Source organism: Cognataquiflexum nitidum, from assembly GCF_022538055.1.
In the GTDB taxonomy this organism is placed as follows: domain Bacteria; phylum Bacteroidota; class Bacteroidia; order Cytophagales; family Cyclobacteriaceae; genus Cognataquiflexum; species Cognataquiflexum nitidum.
Genome location: NZ_JAKZAM010000004.1, coordinates 41790 through 57387 on the forward strand (window position 1 = coordinate 41790; position 15598 = coordinate 57387).

Here is a 15598-nt window from a genome sequence, read left to right on the forward strand (position 1 = left end):
GGAAATGAGAAAACGAATATTTAGAATAACAACCTAAACTTATTTTAGATCGTTATAGACCTTATCCAAACACTTTTCAACCATTTATTTTCCCAATCCCATGGCAACAATAACCCAAAAACTATCGGTGGCATTTGTGTTTACGATTTCTATGCTCTTTTTGCCAGAAGAGTCATTTTCTCAATTTCAATTAGAGAAAGTGGAAGAGTTTAAAATCAACTCCTTGCTTCCCGTTGTGATCGTAGATTATCATCCTGAGAGCAAACTTTACTTGGGATATATTTCCGATTCTAAAGGAACAAAAATCGCCCTCATTGACGAGGATGGAGATTTTGTCATCAATAAAGGTTTGGTCGGGGAAGGTCCTAATCAATCTCCCGCCCCATTTAATGCCATGGCCTTTACAAAAGAAGGTGACATTTGGCTTCAAACAGCCTATCACCTTTTTCTTTATGACCAAAAGCTAAATGTCAAAAACAAGATCCGCTATCAATCTGGAAGAAAGGTTAGTATTTATGGGAGAATGGAATTTTTCCCTTATTTCTACCAAAATGAATCGCCTTCAAGTTTCTCATTTATTACCAATCCTACAGGAACAAATTCTTTCATTCCAGATCCTGATGTAGTCAACCCCACTACTTTGATTGAAATAAATCTTGTCGAAAAAGATGAGCTGTCTAGGATGGCTCCACTCACCGATAGGGCGATGTATAAAGTTTTTGACAAATCGATGTTTGCGGATCTCTATTCGGTGAATTACACCATTGATCAAAAAGCACGCAAAATCTATTTGAGGAATAATGTGGATAGCGAAATTACAGTTTATGATTTGCTTACCATGAAGTTGGAATCAAGAATAAAGATTAATCATGGTGCGTTCAGCATGGTTAAAAAGAGCTCGATTTCAGACGATGATTTTCCGTCACATGAAAGAATCGGTTTAGCTCCTAAAAACAACAAATTATTCCAGCTTGACGGTGGAATGATTGTTCTCGATTATATCCGGGGAATAGAATATGGTACTTATGAGAGTAAGGTGGCGGACGATCCTACTTATCATCATTTTCAAGATCCTGCGTATCACAGGCTCATTTTGTTTGATGGGACCAAGCAAGTGAGCGGAGACATTCCGCTGCCAACAAATGGAAAAGTAACCATGGCTTTACCTGGCAACAGGCTTTTGATCCAATTGATCAATCCTGATGTGGAGGAGGACTTTATCAGGTATGGGATTTATAAGGTTGTTGAATCAAATAATTATTTACTAAAGCATCTGAATTTTTGAAATCGATATGGTATGTGCAGGAGCTTGTTTACTCAGTAACTACCCCTTAAAAGAAAAAGTCTCTTAAAGCTGTCGGACGGAAATTCAATCTTTTCGGCACAGCCTTAAGATTACTTTTGAATAGGTTAAAGCGATTTAATCCTATACTTAGAATGCTTAGGATAGTAGGGATTCCAAGAAACAGATCATAAGGATTTGACCATATTGGGATTCTATCAGGCATTGCATTTATAAAACCGTTTATTAAATTTGATCATGGACCTCCAAAAAGTTAAATAGCTATATCATGAAAACAAAATTATTGACAGTGGTGATTATGCTTTGCGCCAGTTTTTGGATTGGTGCTTGTAACATGAATGATGTGGACGAAGGAATATCATTGGAATGTGGAGGGGAAAATTCTGTCGATGATTTATCTTGGCTGAACCAAAAACTTGAAGATATCAAAGACCATCCTGAAAGTGGGATAATCCTATACAGGTATAATGCTAGGGAGATTGTTGAAGTACAATCCTCTTTAATGAGTTCTACCAACAATTCCCAATACTATTGTGATGGGACAAAGGTTAATTTAGAAAATCCGGAAGTATATCAAGATTTCTTAAAAAATAGAGTGGAGTTAAAAATTCTATACGGCATTGATTTATGGAAGCTTTAGCCGCTAATTGCCACTAAAGTTGTGGCAAACCACGATCCACATTAACAGTTTTGATTACAAGGAACTAAAGAAAAAACAAAAATTACAACGTCTTCCTCACCGTCATCTTAAAAGGATTCTTTGAGACTTTGTCAGTGGTTTTTCCCAAAATTAGTTCTGCGATCCTTTTTCCCATATGTTCAAAATCCGTGGAGATCGTTGTGATGCCATCTGCCAAAATCTCTTTTAGAGGCGTGTCATTGTAAGAAATCAAACCCACTGCCTTTCCCAATTCCAAACCTTGTTCCCGGCTTTTCTTGACGACATTCACCAGGTCCGTCTCCGCCAATGTGATATAGACATCGCCTTCGTACAGTGGTTCGGCATCGATACCGTCCAAGATTACATTGTCAAAATTGTAATAGAAGCAGAATTTCTTAAAGCCATCCACTATCTCCGGCGGATACATCAGTCCCCGCGGATAGACGAGTTTGAGTTTTTGGTATTTTTTCAAATGCTCGATCCCGTCTTCCAATGCATGAAAAATATCCTTTTCAAAATCCTGATACACCCCCGGAAATTCATTTTCGTGGCCTTTGACCGCCCGGTCCATGATCAGAAGTTTGTTTTCGGGAAACTGCCGTGCAATGTCATAAGAATCCATCAGGTGGGAATCTTCATCGTAGAAATGGGGAGCAAGCACATAGTAATGGTACTTGCCCATATTCCTTTCGAGCAGTTCCTGCACCATCGACTTGTTGTAATGGTGGACATGGATGTCCACGGTGGCTTTTTCACCGAGGGTTTCCAAGACCGAATAGTAGATGATTTTTTTGTAGGAACTGAGCTTATTGAAAAGCAACAGGACTTTGAGTTTGTTGGAAGTATTGGTCGAACTCACGTAAAAGCCTTTCCCTTTGACCGAAGTGATGATGCCCCGGTCTTTGAGCTCGTTGTACGCTTTTTCGACTGTATCCCGCGAAAGCAAGAAATCAAAGCTCATCTCGTTGATCGAAGAGATCCGCTCTCCGATCTTCAGCCTGCCGCTTTCGATATCTTCCAAGATCAGGTTGACTACCTGCTGGTACTTCGGGGTTTTGGACCCGTTGTTGATTTTGTCCATTTTGTCGAACATCGTCATTGTGGGTTATTTTGGTTTGACTTTGAAAGAGATTTGTGGTTTCTCTCTTAAGATATTTATTGATATTGGATATTGATAGATATTGTTTCGGAATCAACCCTCAATCCCTTATTGAATGGTAATTTATTTAAATCTTGTCCTAACTATTCTATGCCCGGTACATCGGTCATCCGTCTTCCGTCTTCCGTCCCATTCGAATAAGAAATAATCATAATTCGCAAAGCAGCACTTCACTATACCTCTATTACCTCGGGAAAGAAGCCGCAAACCCTCCATCCACATTCAGCATGTTCCCGGTGGTTTTGTTAAGCATGCCACTCACAAAGACAAAAGCCGCCATGGCAATATCCTCTGTCCTCACTTCTTCTTTCAACAATGTCCTACTCGCATAGAATTTTGGCAGATCCTCCAAAGGAACCCCGTAAGCTTTTGACCTGTCTTCTGCCCATCCACTCTGCCAAATCGACGAATTTTCGATCACTGCATCGGGATTGATGGAGTTGACGCGGATTTTGTAATCACCCAATTCGGCTGCCATCAATCTGGTGAGGTGGAGTTGGGCGGCTTTGGCAGAACCATAGCCTGCGTTTTTTGGACCTGCTACCAACCCGTTTTTGCTGACAATGTTGATGATATCTCCGCCTTTGTTTTGTTTTTTCAGCACATCAAAGGCCATTTGGGAGACGATGAATTGTCCTTTGACCAAGATGTCATACAACCTGTCCCACTCCTCCAAGGAATGCTCTTCCAATGAACGGCTGATGCTGATACCGGCATTGTTGACCACAATATCCAAACCGCCATAGTTGAGGCAGATTTCCCGGATACAGGCTTTCAAAGTTTCAGGTTTGGTCACATCAAGGTACACCCCGATCACATTGTCTTTGGTAAATTTCTTCTCAAACTCAGCCACAGAAGCAGCGAGTTTGGTGCTGTCAATGTCAGTCAAAACGACACAGGCACCTTCTTTTGCATATTTTTCGGCGATGGCTTTCCCGATACCTCCTGCACTTCCGGTGACCAAAGCCACTTTTCTTGACAGTGGTTTTTCGGCAGGCATCCTTTGGAGTTTGGCTTCCTCAAGCAACCAATACTCAATATTGAACGCTTCCTGCAAAGGCAGCGACACATAAGTCGATATCGCCTCGGCGCCTTTCATGACGTTGATGGCATTGATATAAAACTCCGCCGCGACACGTGCGGTCTGCTTGTTTTTGGCAAAAGTAAACATCCCGATTCCCGGCCATATGATGACTACAGGATTGGCATCCCGAATGGCAGGGCTGTTTGGATGCTTGTGGTCTTGGTAGTATTTGGCATAATTGGCCCTATATCCTTCAAATTGGCTGTTCAGTTTTTCAAGCAAACCTTGATCGGTCAAGTCTTCTTCCGGTGCCAAATTCAAAACCAAAGGGCAGATTTTGGTACGGAGAAAATGATCCGGGCAACTTGTACCCATCGCCGCAAGTGGTTCGACATCCTCGCTGTTGATAAATTCCATCACAGCAGGGGCATCGGTAAAATGTCCGACCATCAAGCCTTCCGAAGAACAGAGACCACGGAGGGTAGGAGCAAGTTTGGCAGCCTGATCCCTTCTTTGGGTTTCGTCCAAAGCAGTTGTGGTCTTGGTTCCACCAAAAACCGGCCTGTCCTTTCCATAATTTGCGTGGAGGTATTGGCTGCAGGTTTCAATGACTTCAAGGCTGTTGATATAGGATTCGTAGCTTGTTTCACCCCAGGTAAAAAGTCCATGCTGACCGAGGACAATGCCCCGGAGGTTTGGGTTTTTGGTGATGGCTTCTTCGAGTTTCAGTCCAAGGTCAAAACCCGGTCTTTGCCAGGGAACCCAGGCGATGCTTCCGCTAAATAAGTCCTCAATGATTTTTTCACCATCCTTCGCGGCAGCGATGGCGATCAGCGCATCCGGATGCAAATGGTCAATATGGGTATAGGGCAAAAATGAATGCAGGGGCGTATCAATGGAAGGCGCTTTGGAATTCAGGTCGTAGATGCAGTGGTTGAAAAGCTCCACCATTTCATCTTCGAATTCCAGGCCTCGGTATATTTTTTTCAGGGAATGGAGTCTGTCTAAGTACAATCCAGCCAGACCGCTTTTGGTCAAAGTTCCGATATCTCCACCGGAACCTTTCACCCACATCACAGGGACGTCATTGCCGGTCAGCGGGTCTTTTTCAATGGTTTTGCAACTTGTATTTCCGCCGCCATAGTTGGTGATTCTCAGGTCAGCGCCCAATATATTGGACCTGTAGATGAGCATGGCCACTTCATCGTGCTTCAGTTGGTCTGCTTTGGCATCATCCCAGAGGTAGCTGACGTGCTCATATTTCTTGCTGTTGTTTCCCATTTTTGTTTCAATTTTGATAGGTTAAAATTGATGGTTTGGTGCTGTTAATGTGTCCTGTACTATCTTGGAATTTGTCTCTAAGGTAGGAAGAATGGCGCTATAAGCCAGTTTCGAATTCCTTGATCCGAAGAATATCCTGTTTCAATTTGCTTTGGTCCAAAGCGAGCAAAGCCCCCAATGCAGATGCCCTTGGCTGACTGCTGAGGTAGATTTTTTTGTTTGGATAAAGGAGCTGCAGGAAAGCCAAAAATATTTTGTTCTTGGTAAATCCGCCGGTGAGGATGATATCCGAGACATTATTTTTATCCAGAACCAGATCCGTGCTGCATTGCTGCCATTTGGCCAGATCGAGCATGAGTTGCAGGCAGGCTTCTTCGGCATTTGTAAATTCATCTAAAGGATTTTCACGTCCTTCCCAATTGACTTTTGGTCCTGAACCTTGGAAGCTAATAGGACGGAAGATGTCTTTTTCGCTTTCTTCGAAAAGGGAAATGATCCGTTTTTGGGAGAACTCCAGTTTTTGTAACCTTTCGACAGTATCCCCAAAATGAGAAGCAATCCTGTTGATTTGTACTTCATATTCCTTTCCAAGGAAAATCCGCGCTCCTTTTACTTTCCTTCCATCAGGCTGCAAGAAACTCAGGCAGTCGCTTTCCAATTCCTCGCCTGTCAAAGTTTGCTGATCAAAGGGATTCAGGGAAATGCTCCATGTTCCTGTTGAAATTAAGATAAAAGGCCGATCCATCAAGCGGATGTACGGAAGCAAAGCCGCCGAACTGTCATGCATCCCAAAACCTATTTTCACATGTTGGCCAAAGAGATTTTTGTCAACTCCGGTTTCGGTGGGAAATGGGGGTAGGATTTTTTCAATCTGAGTTTTCTTTAACCAATGTGCAAAATCCTTTTTTTCAAAATCCCAAAAACAGGTGTGGCAACCTACTCCGGTATAGTCATTCCATTTTTCTCTGGTCAAAAGAAAGGAAAAGTATTGGGGGAGGTGGAAACTGAAACGGATATTTTTGAAGAGTTCCGGTTTTTCATGCTTCAGCCAATAAAGCTGAAATCCGCTATTGAGCATCCTCAAAGCCGGGCTTGCGGTTTTTTGGAGGAGATTTTCTTCTTCTGCCAAGAACTTTTCCCAAAGGGATTCCGGAACAGGTTTAAGGTAATTGTAAAATGGTGTACAGACCTTTCCTTCTTCATCCACATGTACCAAACTTGCACCATAAGCCGAAAAGTTGATTCCGATGACTTGGTATTTTGGATTTTTGAGGAAATTTTCAGTTACCTCTAAAACCCAATCACTTACCTTCATCAGGTCATCGCAGGGAAAACCATCATCGTCTTGGATCTCTGCCACATGCATGCTTGACTCTTCTAGGATCTCAAAGTCCGGGTTGTAGAGGATCGCTTTTTTGTTTGTTTTCCCAATATCAAAGATCAGATAGGCTTCCATATAATTTCCGTCAGGAATGATGCTAACCTATTGAAAAAGGATCCAACAGGTTATTTTGGGTTTGAAGTTTTCGGTTAATTCAATACGTATTTTGGCAATAGTGCCAATGAAATGGAAAATCTATACTTCTTGGCAGGAGGCTGAAATGTCCGGTGCATCGGTCTTCCGACTTCGGTCTTCCGTCCTGTCTGGATAAGAATCTTGGCATACTTGCAAAGAAACTGATATCCATTTAATTTCTCCCAATATGGCAAGAAAAGGAGGTAATTTAAACCCAAATTATTCAAAATTTTGCATTTTTGTTTGGTAGGGACAGTGCAGGATAGCGACTGAATTTTAATTCTTTTACTTACTAGATTAACCCGATCTTATGAGCCCACAAACCCAAAATACCGGCCCGGCTGTCAATGAATACGAGCGAGAACCTGTGCCACCTGCCGCACAGAAAGGTTGGCGTAGTTTCTTGGGAATGTATGCCGGAGAACATACCGCCGGAACGGAATTTGTCATTGGGCCGCTCTTTGTCGCGCACGGGGTCGGTGCCTTTGATTTTTTTGCAGGATTGATTTTGGGAAATATCCTGGCAGTATTGAGTTGGGGACTGATGACTGCGCCGATAGCCACTTCCAAAAGGATGACGCTATATTACCAATTGGAGCGGATCTGTGGGTACAAGATGGTGTCGATCTACAATGTCGTCAATGCGCTGATGTTTTGCTTTTTGGCGGGATCGATGATTGCGGTTTCTGCCACAGCCGTCGGCATTCCTTTTAACCTGACCATGCCAACGCTGAATTCATGGCTTCCTACTTCTGTAGGATGGGTTTTGGCAGTTTTGGTATTCGGATTTGTAACCACTTTGGTAGCAATCAAAGGATATAATCAGGTGGCAAGATTTGCGAATGTGGCGGCACCATGGATGATTTTGATATTTATGGCAGCGGCATTGGCGATTTTACCAGAACTTGGAGTTACTCGTTTTTCAGAGTTTTGGGCGGTCGCCAATAAAGTGATCTGGACAGGAATTCCTCTGGAGGGCGTGAGCAAGTTTTCCTTTTGGCATGTGCTGTTCTTTGCCTGGTTTTGCAATATGGCGATGCACATCGGAATGTCTGACCTGACGATTCTCCGCTATGCCAAATCATGGAAATATGGATTCCATTCCTTTTCAGGGATGTTTATCGGGCATTTTATAGCGTGGATTTCTTCGGGAATATTGTATGCTGCTTTTCTTCAGAGCAGTAATTTCTCCACCGAATTTGCACCTGGACCGATAGCGTATGGTGCTGCAGGCGTGGCGGGTGCCGTTTGTGTGGTCGTTGCAGGTTGGTCGACAGCCAATCCAACTATCTATCGTGCCGGACTGGCTTTGCAGGGTGTTTTCCCAAAAATGAAAACCTGGAAAGTCACCGCATGGGTCGGTGCAGTGACAAGCATAGCCGCTTGCTTTCCGGCTTTGGTGATGAAGCTCTTGGACTTTGTAGCCTTATATGGCTTGGTATTGATGCCGATGGGAGCGGTGATATTTGCGGATTTTTACCTTTCGCCGAGATTTGGGATTACACAGGAAATGGCTTATAATCGGAACATCTCCTTTTCAAATGCCACTTTCTTTACCTGGCTGATTACTTTGGGAATCTGTCTGGGTTTGAATCTGGGATTCGGAATCGACATTTTCTTCCTTGGTTTACCCGGATGGTTTATTGCCGTGTTCACATTTTTGATTTTATCCAAAACATTATATCCAAAAGGAAAGGAGGCGCTCGTATGAAAATTCTATTGATCATCATTTCTTATATCGGTTTGGCTTTATCCATCATACCATCGGTATTGGTGTTTTTGGGTAAAATTGACATGCCGACCAATACAACCCTGATGGCGGTTGGGATGGTTTTGTGGTTTGGCACTTCACCTTTTTGGATCAACAGTAAAACGGACAAAGACAATGCAGCTGACAACTGAAAATATACAGGAATCGAATTCCAAATATGAAGCCCTTCATCAGAAGTCCTTTGCTGCTTTGGCTTCGCAATTGGAGGATGAAGGAATTCCTGTAGAAAAAATTATTTCGAAACTCCGCAGTTTTCAGATAGCTGTTCCAAGTTGGGCCTTGGGTGCCGGAGGAACGAGATTCGGGAGATTTGGAATCGGCGGCGAACCAAGGTCTTTGGAAGAGAAAATCGAAGATGTCGGCCTTTTGGCCAAACTCACCAAAAGTACGGATGCTGTTTCTCTGCATATTCCTTGGGACATTCCATCGGATTATGCCGCAATCATGCAACTTGCCAAAAGCCACAATATCGGTTTTGATGCCGTCAATTCCAACACCTTTCAGGATTATGGGCAGGAGAAAAGCTATAAATTTGGCTCCTTGAGTCATAATGATTCAAAAGTCCGAGAACAGGCAGTTGACCACAACAGACAAGTGATAGAAGTTGGGGGAAAGTTGGGAAGCAAAGGACTGACTGTTTGGTTAGCCGATGGAAGCAATTTTCCAGGTCAGCAAAGTTTCCGTAGGGCTTTGGACAATACATTTGAATCCCTGCAAAAAATCTATTCGGCGATGCCCGAAGACTGGAAACTGCTGTTGGAGTACAAGCCTTATGAACCGAATTTTTACAGTACCGTGATTCCGGATTGGGGCACCTCGCATTTGCTGTGCAGGCAATTGGGAGACCGGGCCAAAGTCCTTGTCGATCTTGGACACCACCTTCCCAATACCAATATTGAGCAGATTGTGGGGATTTTATTGGGGCAAAATCAGTTGGCGGGATTCCATTTCAACGATTCTAAGTTTGGAGACGATGACCTGACTACAGGCAGTATCAAGCCTTATCAGTTGTTTTTGATTTTCCTTGAGCTTGTGGCAGGTGCTGAAGACGGTTGTCAGACGTGGGAAAGCATCTCTTGGATGATCGATGCGAGCCACAATACAAAAGATTCCTTGGAGGACCTGATGCAGGCTTTGGAGGCGATCAAGATTGCTTATGCCAAATCCCTTTTGGTGGATCGGGCGAAACTGACCGAGCACCAACTTAATGGCGATGTGGTGATGGCACAGGAAATCCTGCAAAAAGCTTTCTTGACGGATGTAAGGCCATTGATTAAAGAAGCAAGGCTGCAATCAGGCGGGGCTTTGGAACCCATTTCCTTTTACAGACAACATGAAATCCGAAAGCAGCTGATTCAAAAAAGGGGAGAGAATACGAGGGCGACGGGGTTGTAGGTTTTTGGCGTTAAGATTTGTCAAGAAATCAAAAACCTCACCTCACTCAATTCCTTCCCGATCTGATGTACACCTTCAAGAATTCTTTTGGTTTGGCTTGCTGATGGTTTTTTGATTCCCTTGATGTATTGGGCTAATAAACTTTGGTTCATTCCGATTCTTTCTGATAAAGCTTTGGCATTGATTACATTGTAGAAATCAAAAAAACTCTCCAAATCGAATTCAAATTTTATATCTCCTATTTCATAAATAAAACCTTCCTCCTCAAAAGACAGGTTGACCACATCCAATACCATTTCCTTTAGTTCATCAAAGGTATCGCCTTGAGTAGCGATTAATTTTTCTCCAACCCGGGCAAACGCACTATAACCCAAATCCTCTTTGATTACTTTTATGTTTATTTTTGGTTTTTTCATCCCTTTTTTGTTTCGATTTTGGCCTGCTTAAGAATAGCATTCAACAATCCTTTCTTCACTTCTTTGGAAGCATGAAAAGGAACAGGAATAGTCCCATCTTTGGAAGAATGTTTCATGATCACATGACTGCCTGATTGTCGGATTTCATACCAACCGTCCTTTTTGAGAAGTCTCATGAGCTCACTGCTTTTCATCTCTGCAAAAGTAATAAAAATATTACTTCATAATGAGGATTTAATTTGGAAGTTGTCAGTGGAGACACTGACAACGGCAGTAAAAAAGATATCTCAATTGCCAAATACCGATTTCAAAATCAAATCCTGGATTTCGATGGGGGAGAGTTTTTCTTTGGAATTCAATGCCGGATCTTGGCTGATAAATAGAGGATGGTCCAAACTGTCCTTGGGAATGGCGCCATGAGAACCTTTGACGAGGGTAGCATCCAATGGAATGATGTCCATCAGGTACCGGAAGCCAAGTTTTTTCTTCAGGATTTTGAGACCGACTGTGGCTTTTAGCATTTTGATTTTTGGGTCGGCAAACATCTCCACAGGATCATACCCCGGTTTGCGGTGGATGTCCACACAGCGTGCGTAGTCCGGCGCTTTGGCATCATCCAACCAAAAATAATACGTAAACCAGGAATCCTTGTCAGCGACGGCGACCAATTCGCCTGATCTTTCATGGTCGAGGTGATAGGCTTTTTTTCCTGCCTCATCCAAGACCATTTCTATACCGGAAATACTTTCTAACAAAGATTTCACAGCCGGAATGTCCTTTTTGTCTTTGACATAAATATGCGCTAATTGGTGGTCAGACACGGCAAAAGCTTTGGATGTCCCGGCGTCCAAAGTCTCCAATCCCAATTCGTTTTTGACAGCGATGTAGCCTTTTTCTCTCAAAATCCTGTTGATGTGGATCGGATGGTTGACAGTAGTGATGCCGTATTCGGACAGCAAAATCACCTTGGCACCTTGCTTTTCATAGTACCCGATCAGGTCTTTGGCGACTTCATCTATTTCGCCCAATTCTTTTCCGATTTTGGAAAAATCAATGCCGCACTGTTGCAGCTTATAATCCAAATGGGGCAAATAGATCAGCGTCAGCGTTGGATTGTGCCATTCGTCTACTTTCTTGGAAGCTTCCGCAATCCATTTGGTTGATGTAATATTTGCATTGGGTCCCCAAAAGGAAAAAAGCGGAAATTGTCCCAATTCGTTTTGTAACCTGTCCCTCAGGTCCATGGGATGGCTGTGGCAATCAGGTAATTTTAGGCCGTTGGCCGGATAAAGCGGTCTTGGGGTAACCTGATAATCTGCGTTGGAGTACATGTTGTACCACCAAAACATGTTGGAAACCGTGAATTCAGGATTGATTTTTTTGGCAACATCCCAGATTTTTTCGGATTGGACCAAATGGTTGGACTGTCTCCAAAACTTGATTTCGCACTCATCCCTGAAATACCAACCGTTACCGACAATGCCGTTTTCGGAAGGCCATTTTCCTGTCAGGTAGACGGATTGTGCAGAACAAGTTACCGCAGGCAGGACGGGCTCGATGGTGGCGCTTTTACCTTTTGCGATCCAATCTCTCAAAAATGGGGTATGCTCGCCGATTACCCGACCGGATAAAGCGACGATATCTATGACTACTGTTTTTTTCATGGATTGCTGCTGTTTTGTATGACCCACTGCAGTTCCCGGATGATCGATCCTCCCAAATCAAGGTTGATGCTTTCCGGCAACACTTCCCAAGTGTATGTTTCCACTTCGAGGTGATTGCAGACAGGGTCTTTGGCGATATAATCTAACACATCAAGGATGTCTTGTTGCGTGGAGGAAATTTTTCCATAGTCCGCTAGGAAAACTGGGACATGGTAATGGATTCTCCATTCTTCCGAGGCTGTATTTTCCAATGTTTCCATGGCCTCCGGCAAATCATTGAAAGAAACCAAGCTGTTGTCAGAATTTCGGGCTACGACTTGGTGCAGGTATGTTGACTCTGCAAAAGGATGGAGCAATGATTCCAGTTCTTTCCTTGCAGCTTGGTCCCTGGGGATATTTACCTTCAATGCCGCACTGATCTGGATTTTTCCGATTTTGATTCCTGCTGATCGGAATGCCTGAAATATTTCAGAAGGTTTTTCATAAACTACCGCAAAATGGCAGACATCATAGCAGATCCGAATATGTTCTTTGAGACAGGATTCTGCCTCTTGGGAAGAGATTCCAAGTTTCTCGGTGAGGTATTTTCCTCCAACAGGGACTAACCAATTTTGATAGAAATCAAGCACTTCCTGAGTGTTTTCTAAGATTCCGTCCGGTTCTGGCTCGATGTCAAGGTGCAGTAGTTTGCCTGAATTTTTATGGATTAAATATAGCTTTTCAGCGATTTTGGCAAGGTTCAGCGTGGAAGTCTGAATCGCTTGATCCAATTGAAATTTGTCCTTATACCAATGTCTGTAGGATAGCGGAGAAGTGGATATGCCACCATCCATGCCTTCGGGAATGAGGGCTGCAAGGATATCGAAAAGTCTGTCCGTGTAGGACAATCTCTCCCGAGTCGTCCAATCCGGTTGATGGACTTCATCTTTGACGACCTGATTATGGAAACCTCCATATGGAAATCCATTGAAAGTAAATACGTAACAGTCGTTTGCGGCTAACCAAGATTTGAATTCCGCAAGGTTTTCGGTTTTTGCCAATTCCAGGCTAGCCTCATGGGAAGACCGGAGTCCGATTCCAAAAGGTGCGTTCGGAGAGACCTCAGCTTTTATCCTTGGGATGTATTCTTTGAGATTTTGGAAAGTTGCCTCCCAGCTTTCTCCCGGATGGATATTGGTACAATAGGTTAAATGGTGACCGTTTTTAAACATGGGTTTATAGAATTAATCAAATTAAACCCAAAAATCAGGAACGGGCAACAAGATTTTCTTGGTGAAACAATTTAAGCTGATCAATGGATTTCAAAATCAGTTCATTGTCCATTTGGTGGACTTCAACTCCTTTGCCCATAGATTCCAAGAGGGTAATGGTGAGTTCACCGCCAAGATGCTCTCTGAACTCCTCCAAGCCTTTTAGCAATGCCTGACCGGACAATTCCAGGTTGTAGATTTCAAATCCTAGGGTTTTGATCAGGTTGATGATCCGCATCAGATCGGCTTGGCTGATCATTCCTTTGAGATAAGAATAAGTACTGTCCAAAGCAATTCCAATTGCAACTGCTTCACCATGTCTGACCTGATAGTGGGTGAGGTGTTCGAGTTTATGTGCCGACCAATGTCCAAAATCCAAAGGTCTTGCCGAACCCGTTTCGAATGGATCTTTGCCTGCAATATGATCCATGTGCATTTGGGCACATCTGATAATCAGTTCCTGCATAGGTTCCATCACCCTGTTTGCGAGCTGATCGGCATGTTTTTCCAACCACTCAAAAAAGCTCAAATCTTTGATCAGAGCCACTTTGATAGCCTCTGAAATTCCCGATCTCCAATCCCGGTCGTCTAATGTAATAAGGAAATTAAAATCATTGATGACTGCAAAAGGAGGGGCAAAAGTGCCTAAGTAATTTTTCTTTCCGTAGGAATTGATGCCGTTTTTGACGCCTACTCCGGAATCATTTTGTGAAAGTACAGTGGTCGGAATCCGGATATGCCTGATTCCCCTGTGGGAAATGGCCGCTGCAAAACCCACCATATCCAACACCGCTCCTCCCCCGATTCCCACGATATAAGAATGCCTGTCAATTCCGTAAATGCTGGTGGCATCCACGATTTTCTTGAAAATGGTTTCATCGTTTTTGGATATTTCCCCACCGGGGACTACCAAAGGTTCTGAGTTTAACAAAAACTTGTTTTCGTAAGCTTTTGCGTATTCCTTGATATCGTTAAGGAGATTTGGAAAAGCATCTGCCACACCGCTGTCCACCACAAAAAAGGCTTTTGCTTTTTTTCCGTTGTCCAGAAAATCGGCAAGCACCGGGTTGTTAACATTAAAAATCCCTTCCAAAAAACAAACCTGATACCGAAACGGCACGGTGAAGGTCTGTTCAATAATCTTTTCCATTGGTATAAACTTAAATTATCAAAGTCTCTATTAAATCCTAAATATGACCTTTTTGTTTTGTTTGTGATTCAACGCAAAATAGACAAAAATCAGTTTAGGTGACGGCGAATTTTTTGGCAAGGTAAATTGAAATGGGCAATAACAATAATACAATTATACCAAATTGCCATCCGGCAAATGCCGCTGCAAGGGAAGCATTGAGGATAATCAGGGAAATTACTCCTGCCTTGACGGCCTTTCCTATCAGTTGGGGAATTTGTTCACGGATAGCTTTGATCAAAGGAGGGAATATCATGTAGGCAAATAAAGCCAAAAAAGGAAGGAGTTGTATGAAGCTTTTTCCTTCCAAAATACCCAAAATGACGATGGAAAGTATGATGGCGCCGTACATCATTCCGCCACCGATCAAGGCTTTTCTGTTTTTACCATGGACTTCCCCTCGACTTATCATGGTGATCGCAGCGACAAAAATCAGTGGAATAAATCCCAAATACCAATAGCTTTGAAGCATGACGGGGAAGGCGCTGATTCCCAAAAGCAGGTTTCCCGCACGGCAAAGGCCCATATTGATCGGTCCAAAAATAAACTGATGCTTGCCCCAATAATCATACAAGACCGCCAAAACAGCGACAGTCAAAGCAATTAGTGCGCTGAGCGTACTGACATTCCAAGCGGCAATAACTCCCATCACGAGCAACAGAAAAGCCATCAAAGCAGCTTTTCCTTTGGAAACTCTTCCGCTGGGAATCGGTCTTTCAGGTCTTTCTTTTGCATCCAATTCAGCATCAAACACATCATTGAATGCCACACCGCCGCCGTACAATCCAATGGTGGAAAGTGTCAGCCAAAGAAGGTTGTGAAAGACGGGCGAGTCTATCAACTTGGTTTGGTCGGCAAAAATAACCAAGGCTCCGCCTGCGATGGCGAAGCCTGCCCAAATATCAGCAATGGCAGTGACAATATTTGCGGGGCGGGTGAGTTGAAGGTAGGCTTTGATTTTTGACATGC

At 43.3% G+C, this 15598-nt stretch carries 15 protein-coding genes; 5 read left to right on the forward strand and 10 right to left on the reverse strand.

Annotated features, from left to right (window positions below):
• The first annotated feature begins 100 nt into the window (after window positions 1-100).
• Window positions 101-1285 carry a hypothetical protein gene (locus tag MMU07_RS03575; protein ID WP_241124469.1) on the forward strand — a complete coding sequence of 395 codons (1185 nt, stop codon included), beginning with the start codon at window positions 101-103 and terminating at the stop codon, window positions 1283-1285.
• Between the two features lie 286 nt (window positions 1286-1571).
• A complete protein-coding gene (locus MMU07_RS03580) occupies window positions 1572-1943 on the forward strand; it encodes a hypothetical protein (protein ID WP_241124470.1) in 372 nt (123 codons plus the stop codon).
• A gap of 82 nt (window positions 1944-2025) precedes the next feature.
• Here the strand turns inward: MMU07_RS03580 and MMU07_RS03585 are convergent, their stop codons facing one another.
• The 4 genes from MMU07_RS03585 to MMU07_RS03600 form a co-directional block, all read right to left on the reverse strand.
• Window positions 2026-3063 carry a GntR family transcriptional regulator gene (locus MMU07_RS03585; protein ID WP_241124471.1) on the reverse strand — a complete coding sequence of 346 codons (1038 nt, stop codon included), beginning with the start codon at window positions 3061-3063 and terminating at the stop codon, window positions 2026-2028.
• A 244-nt stretch (window positions 3064-3307) separates the two neighbouring features.
• Window positions 3308-5428 (reverse strand): bifunctional rhamnulose-1-phosphate aldolase/short-chain dehydrogenase, encoded by a 2121-nt coding sequence (locus MMU07_RS03590; protein WP_241124472.1) that lies wholly within the window; start codon window positions 5426-5428, stop codon window positions 3308-3310.
• A gap of 97 nt (window positions 5429-5525) precedes the next feature.
• Window positions 5526-6884, reverse strand: a complete 1359-nt coding sequence (locus tag MMU07_RS03595; protein WP_241124473.1) for an FGGY-family carbohydrate kinase — start codon at window positions 6882-6884, stop codon at window positions 5526-5528.
• A gap of 74 nt (window positions 6885-6958) precedes the next feature.
• On the reverse strand, window positions 6959-7171 hold the full coding sequence (locus MMU07_RS03600) for a hypothetical protein (protein WP_241124474.1): 213 nt from the start codon (window positions 7169-7171) through the stop codon (window positions 6959-6961).
• A gap of 83 nt (window positions 7172-7254) precedes the next feature.
• On the opposite strand from MMU07_RS03600, the gene MMU07_RS03605 reads away from it, so the two are divergent.
• The 3 genes from MMU07_RS03605 to MMU07_RS03615 are packed head-to-tail and all read left to right on the forward strand — an operon-like array spanning window position 7255 to window position 10110.
• Window positions 7255-8655 (forward strand): purine-cytosine permease family protein, encoded by a 1401-nt coding sequence (locus MMU07_RS03605; RefSeq protein WP_241124475.1) that lies wholly within the window; start codon window positions 7255-7257, stop codon window positions 8653-8655.
• On the forward strand, window positions 8652-8846 hold the full coding sequence (locus MMU07_RS03610; RefSeq protein WP_241124476.1) for a hypothetical protein: 195 nt from the start codon (window positions 8652-8654) through the stop codon (window positions 8844-8846). The genes MMU07_RS03605 and MMU07_RS03610 overlap by 4 nt, the downstream gene beginning before the upstream one ends.
• Complete coding sequence (locus MMU07_RS03615; protein ID WP_241124477.1) at window positions 8830-10110, forward strand: sugar isomerase; 1281 nt, start codon at window positions 8830-8832, stop codon at window positions 10108-10110. The genes MMU07_RS03610 and MMU07_RS03615 overlap by 17 nt, the downstream gene beginning before the upstream one ends.
• Before the next feature lie 20 nt (window positions 10111-10130).
• Here MMU07_RS03615 and MMU07_RS03620 read toward each other — a convergent pair whose 3' ends face one another.
• The 6 genes from MMU07_RS03620 to eboC form a co-directional block, all read right to left on the reverse strand.
• The gene (locus MMU07_RS03620) at window positions 10131-10526 is read right to left on the reverse strand and encodes a hypothetical protein (protein WP_241124478.1); all 396 of its coding nucleotides are present in this window, start codon (window positions 10524-10526) and stop codon (window positions 10131-10133) included.
• Window positions 10523-10702: a type II toxin-antitoxin system HicA family toxin gene (locus tag MMU07_RS03625; RefSeq protein ID WP_241124479.1), complete on the reverse strand. Its 180-nt coding sequence runs from the start codon at window positions 10700-10702 to the stop codon at window positions 10523-10525. The genes MMU07_RS03620 and MMU07_RS03625 overlap by 4 nt, the downstream gene beginning before the upstream one ends.
• Window positions 10703-10813: 111 nt before the next feature.
• Window positions 10814-12190 (reverse strand): alkaline phosphatase family protein, encoded by a 1377-nt coding sequence (locus MMU07_RS03630; RefSeq protein WP_241124480.1) that lies wholly within the window; start codon window positions 12188-12190, stop codon window positions 10814-10816.
• Window positions 12187-13401 carry a metabolite traffic protein EboE gene (gene eboE, locus MMU07_RS03635; protein WP_241124481.1) on the reverse strand — a complete coding sequence of 405 codons (1215 nt, stop codon included), beginning with the start codon at window positions 13399-13401 and terminating at the stop codon, window positions 12187-12189. The genes MMU07_RS03630 and eboE overlap by 4 nt, the downstream gene beginning before the upstream one ends.
• Before the next feature lie 34 nt (window positions 13402-13435).
• Window positions 13436-14590, reverse strand: coding sequence for a 3-dehydroquinate synthase (locus MMU07_RS03640; protein ID WP_241124482.1), 1155 nt, complete (start codon window positions 14588-14590; stop codon window positions 13436-13438).
• 94 nt (window positions 14591-14684) lie between these two features.
• Window positions 14685-15596 carry a UbiA-like protein EboC gene (gene eboC / locus MMU07_RS03645; RefSeq protein ID WP_241124483.1) on the reverse strand — a complete coding sequence of 304 codons (912 nt, stop codon included), beginning with the start codon at window positions 15594-15596 and terminating at the stop codon, window positions 14685-14687.
• Window positions 15597-15598: the final 2 nt, after the last annotated feature.